The sequence below is a fragment of the Nguyenibacter vanlangensis genome (genome assembly GCF_013376155.1).
In the GTDB taxonomy this organism is placed as follows: Bacteria; Pseudomonadota; Alphaproteobacteria; order Acetobacterales; family Acetobacteraceae; genus Gluconacetobacter; species Gluconacetobacter vanlangensis.
Map to the genome: position 1 here is coordinate 1 of NZ_JABXXP010000202.1, position 4826 is coordinate 4826.

3 protein-coding genes are annotated in these 4826 nt (G+C 55.9%); all 3 read right to left on the bottom strand.

Annotation, left to right across the window (positions count from 1 at the left end; translation table 11 throughout):
- Window positions 1-416: 416 nt before the first annotated feature.
- The 3 genes from HUK84_RS10610 to HUK84_RS23535 all read right to left on the bottom strand — a co-directional run bounded on the left by HUK84_RS10610 (window position 417) and on the right by HUK84_RS23535 (window position 4777).
- On the bottom strand, window positions 417-1859 hold the full coding sequence (locus HUK84_RS10610) for an HlyD family type I secretion periplasmic adaptor subunit (protein ID WP_176640266.1): 1443 nt from the start codon (window positions 1857-1859) through the stop codon (window positions 417-419).
- Window positions 1860-1911: 52 nt separating this feature from the next.
- Window positions 1912-4065 carry a type I secretion system permease/ATPase gene (locus HUK84_RS10615; protein ID WP_176640267.1) on the bottom strand — a complete coding sequence of 718 codons (2154 nt, stop codon included), beginning with the start codon at window positions 4063-4065 and terminating at the stop codon, window positions 1912-1914.
- 235 nt (window positions 4066-4300) lie between these two features.
- Window positions 4301-4777, bottom strand: coding sequence for an alpha-hydroxy-acid oxidizing protein (locus tag HUK84_RS23535; RefSeq protein WP_281362785.1), 477 nt, complete (start codon window positions 4775-4777; stop codon window positions 4301-4303).
- Between the last annotated feature and the right edge of the window lie 49 nt (window positions 4778-4826).

Genomic DNA, 4826 nt, shown 5'->3' on the forward strand with positions numbered 1-4826 from the left:
CCCGTGATGATTTCCATCCGATCTTCCGCTCTTAAAAACGTCCTTAAGCTCGCTCTTAAGATCAGAAATCACACTTCACCCCTGCAAGGCGTCCTTCACCGGGTGGATACGTATCTTATCTAATTTAACAATTACCTTTCTCCACGCCATACCGAGAACTGGCGCGATGATCACATTGTTATTCGCATCCAAATAGGCGGCACCAAAAGTCCCTGTCCGGAGACAACGCAGTCCATTGGCTAAGCGTATCAATCGTAAATTGTCCTGCAAAATGAAGAGTAACCGGTGAAATCTCGTGCGACCCCGCTTCTGTCATGGCTCGCTCTTCCCCATTTGCAACAGATCCAAGATGCCGCCCCCGAGAGATGCCGTTGCTATGCGGCCGCGAAGCGATCCTGCGGCCAGCCCCCCCTCGCTCATCTTTCTCTTCCAGCATCCTGAACAGCGCGGCTAAGCGGGGATAAAAGGTAGCTGATGATGCGCCGGCGTCCCGTGAGGATTTCGGCCGTGACAGCCATACCCGGCCGAAGGGGTGCTAGGCGACCTTCGACAAAAAGAGTGGGGCGATCCAGTTCGATATGCGCGACATAGCCGCTGCCCTCGCCGCCGTCGAAATCGGGCTCATTGCCGCTCCGCGCGCTTGCTGCAGATGTGCCAGCCCGCCCGGAAAAGCCATCCACGGAATCTTTCGCCGTATCATCCACTGCATCACGACTGACCGATACCAACCGTCCTGGAACCAAGCCATACTGCGTAAATTTGAACGCCGCGACCTTTACCTGCACCCGCTGTCCAACTTGCACGAAACCAATGTCGCGGTTCGCAATCATTGCCTCTACCACGAGGTGTTGGTCGTCCGGCACAATGACCATCAACTTTTCACCGGGGGTCACGACCTCATGATCGCCATGCGCCGCCAGTTGCTGCACCGTTCCCGTGACGGGTGCCCTGAGTACGGTCTCGCTCGCCTCATGCGCAGCCGCACGGTAAGAGGCTTCGTCCTCGTTCAATTTCCGCTGGGCATCCGTCAGATCCTGCAGCACGCCACGCACATAGTCCGCCTGTTGCGCCGCATATTGTTTAGTCAGCGACGCCAGTTCCGTTGCTGTTTCGGCACGGTGGGCAATCTGGATGGCCAGATCATGGGCCGCGTCGGAATAACGTTGCGCGCTTGACAAAAGATTGACGCGGGTCGCCAGACGCTCGGCATAAAGCTTCGCATACATATCCCGGGCGCCTGCCAGAAGCGGCAACTCAGCCTTAAGCTTATCAATAGCCCCGATATTTTCCACAGATTGAACGCGTTTTTCCGCTATCTGCTGCGCCAACGACGCTAGCCTAGCTTCCTGTTCGCTGGAACGCGCCGTGATCGAGGCAAACTCCTGCTCGATTTGTGCAGGGGTGACGCCAGTCGGGGGATGAAAATGTAGCGTATATCCCGGAGATGCCATTTGATCACGTAACGCAAGAAGCCCCGCCACCGCCAATCGCGACGCGGCAAAATCAACCATCTGCTTGTCGCGCGCCGCAATCGCCGACACCGCGTCGAGCCGTAACACCGCTTGTCCCGTGGTGACATGATCTCCATCCGCTACCAAGATCTGCTGGATATTGGCAGTCGTGACGGCCTGCACGAGCTTGACCTTTCCGAACGGAATGACCGTTCCGGACGCGTTTGCCACAATATCAATGCGACCAAAGATTGACCAGATGATCGCAACGCAGCAGAAGGCACAAATCGCCATGGCAATGGCACGAGGTGCCGGCGGTGCAGGTGTGTCGATAATTTCCAATGCAGCCGGCAAAAATTCGAGTTCGTGCCGCGGACGTCGTGCAAGGAAAGGCAACAAGGCAGCCATGGCTTTATCACTCCGTCCAGGAGAGCCTGTCGGCGGTTCCATGCGTACTACACTATCTCGCGACATGCGGCCCTCCTTGTAAGGCATGGAGGGCCGCATAGTGACCTTCGTGCCTTAACAATTCGTCATGCGATCCTTGTTCGACAAGCCGGCCATCCTTGAGGACAATGATCCGATCCGCGTGCCGCACGGTGCTCAGGCGGTGTGCGACGATGAACACGGTCCGTCCTTTGCAGATCGTGCGCAAATTGTGTTGAACGATGCGTTCGCTCTCATAATCGAGCGCACTTGTGGCCTCGTCAAAAATCAGGATCGGCGGATTGCCGACAAGTGCGCGGGCAATGGCGATGCGCTGACGCTGACCGCCTGACAGCAACGACCCGCGTTCTCCGACCTGCGTATCGTATCCTTCCGCCAGGCCAAGAATGAAGTCGTGCGCGCCGGCAAGCGTTGCTGCCCGCACAATGCGCTCCATCGCCATGCCCGGTTCGGCAAGAGCAATATTCTCGCGTACCGTCATGTTGAACAGAACATTTTCTTGCAGAACGACCCCGATCCGCCGCCGCAGCCAAGCCGCATCGGCCAAAATCAGGTCCATACCATCGATAAGAATACGGCCGCCCTCCGGCACGTAAAGGCGCTGCAACAATTTTGTCAGCGTGCTTTTTCCGGACCCGGACGGCCCGACAATTCCAATGATCTCTCCCGCAGACACGTCCAAAGAGATCTCATCAAGCACGAGAGGACCATCGACTTGATGGCGGAATTTTACACGTTCAAAACGGACATGTCCAGAAAGGCCGGGCGGCCTACCGCTCGCTCCGGAGCCACGCTCTATCGGCGTATTAAGAATATCACCCAGTCGTTCTACGGAAATGCGGGTTTGGTGGAAATCCTGATACATTTGCGCCAGGCGCACGATGGGTTGGCTGACACGTCCAGATAGCATATTGAACGCCACTAGCCCTCCAACGGTCATGCCGCCATCAATGACCTCGTGCGCTCCGACCCACAACGTAGCCGCTGTCACCAGCTTGCTGGTTCCTTGTATGATCTGAGTCGCAACGTTGCCGACATTGGATACGGAATGGCTCGTCCGGACGTAATCCGCGAGCTGCTCCTCCCAGCGTCGCTGCATCTGCGGTTCCACCGCCATCGCCTTGACTGTCTCGATTCCAGCCACGGCCTCAACCAGAAAGGCCTGATTCTCCGCGCCGCGTTTAAAACGTTCCTCAAGACGCGCGCGGAAAACGGGCGTCGCGATCATGCTGACCAAGACGTAAATCGGAATAGACAACAGCACAACCGCGGTCAACTTCAACGAATAGGTTGCCATTATTCCTACGAAGACCACGGTGAACAGAAGATCCATGACAAGCGTCAACGCGGAACCAGTCAAAAATTGACGGATGTTTTCCAGCTCACGTATCCGGGCTACCGAATCGCCCACCCGGCGTGCCTGGAAGTAGGAGAACGGCAAGGCAAGTAAATGCTGAAACAGCCGGGCGCCCAGCTCCACATCGATGCGGTTGGTTGTATGAGTAAAGACGTAGCTGCGCAGTCCGCCCAACAACGCCTCGAACAGGGCAATCACCGTTAAGGCCATCGTGACAACGTCCAACGTACTCATGCCACGATTAACCAGAACTTTATCGATCAGGATCTGGAAAGCCAAAGGCGTCATCAGTGCGAAGATTTGAAGAAATAGGGATGCGATCAGCACTTCACCGAAGACGCGACGATATTTCCTTACAACCTTGAGAAACCAACGAAAATCGAAATGCACTCCCGCAAGTGTCTCGGTAGACTTGCGTGTCGCGAGGATCGCAACACCTGACCAACCATCTTGAAATACATCGATCCCTTCAATTGCTGGACGTTGCGTGTGGCCATCGAGATACAACACCTGGTCATCACCTACGCGACCTAGCAGCTGCAAAGTCCCGTCCGTGCGAATCGCCAAGGCTGGCATCGGAGCCCGAGTGAAGCGGTTTAACGGCAAGCGGACTGCCCGTGCTTTAAGGCCCGCACGCCGCAGCACACGCAAAGCGGTGGCCGCGGATGGTTCGATTCCCCATGCATGTACAATCTGAGCAGCATCGGCCGCGATACCATGAAAACGAAGAAGCTCCACCAGAGCGTAAATCGACGGAGAGGCAACCTGGCTTACATCGCAGGACAAATTATTTGTAGAACGCTGCTGCATACAGGCCCTAATATCGTAGAATTTGTGCAAAAGTTTTTTAAATTAGATCTTTACGCGAAATTCTAAATTTTATTGATATGTTTATCCATACACACCGCGAGCTTCTTGTAAAGCGGTTGCGTTACGGGGCGAATTAAGTGTCTCTCCATATGGCATAAAAAATTTTTAATGCCTATGGAGGATTAAAAATTTCGATATTTATATCAAATAAAATACTATATTTTCTTCATGATATCTACATTATTATACAATAATGATGGAAGAGTCTGTCAATTACTGTAGGAACGAACATGGATTCAAAGATATTTTGTCGCTCACGACGATATTCGGGGATTCTCCATAGGCGCCTGGTGTTCCAGCTGGCGGCCGAGAGCGATTCGCCGACGCGGGACGCATTGCGGCATCGAAACACGCGCGTCGCCGGCGCGGGCGCTTCACGGTGTCCAGAGGATCTGTCGGCCGGCGCGGCTGAAGGCTGCGATGTCGGGGGAGTCCGGCCAGGGCCATGATGTCCCGGATTTCCTGGGCCAGCCGTTCCAGCGCGCCGGCCGATGGAGACCGCCGTGGCGCCCTGGGCCAGCGCGATCACGACGTCGCCGCCGTGCCGGATGCCGCTGTCCAGCACGATGTCCAGATGCCCCGTGTCCAGATGCCCTGCCACCGCGTCGGCGATCGCCGGCAGGACCTCGATGGTCGCGGGGGCCGGGTCCAACTGGCGCCCGCCATGGTTGGAGACGGCGATGCCGTCGGCGCCGGCGTCG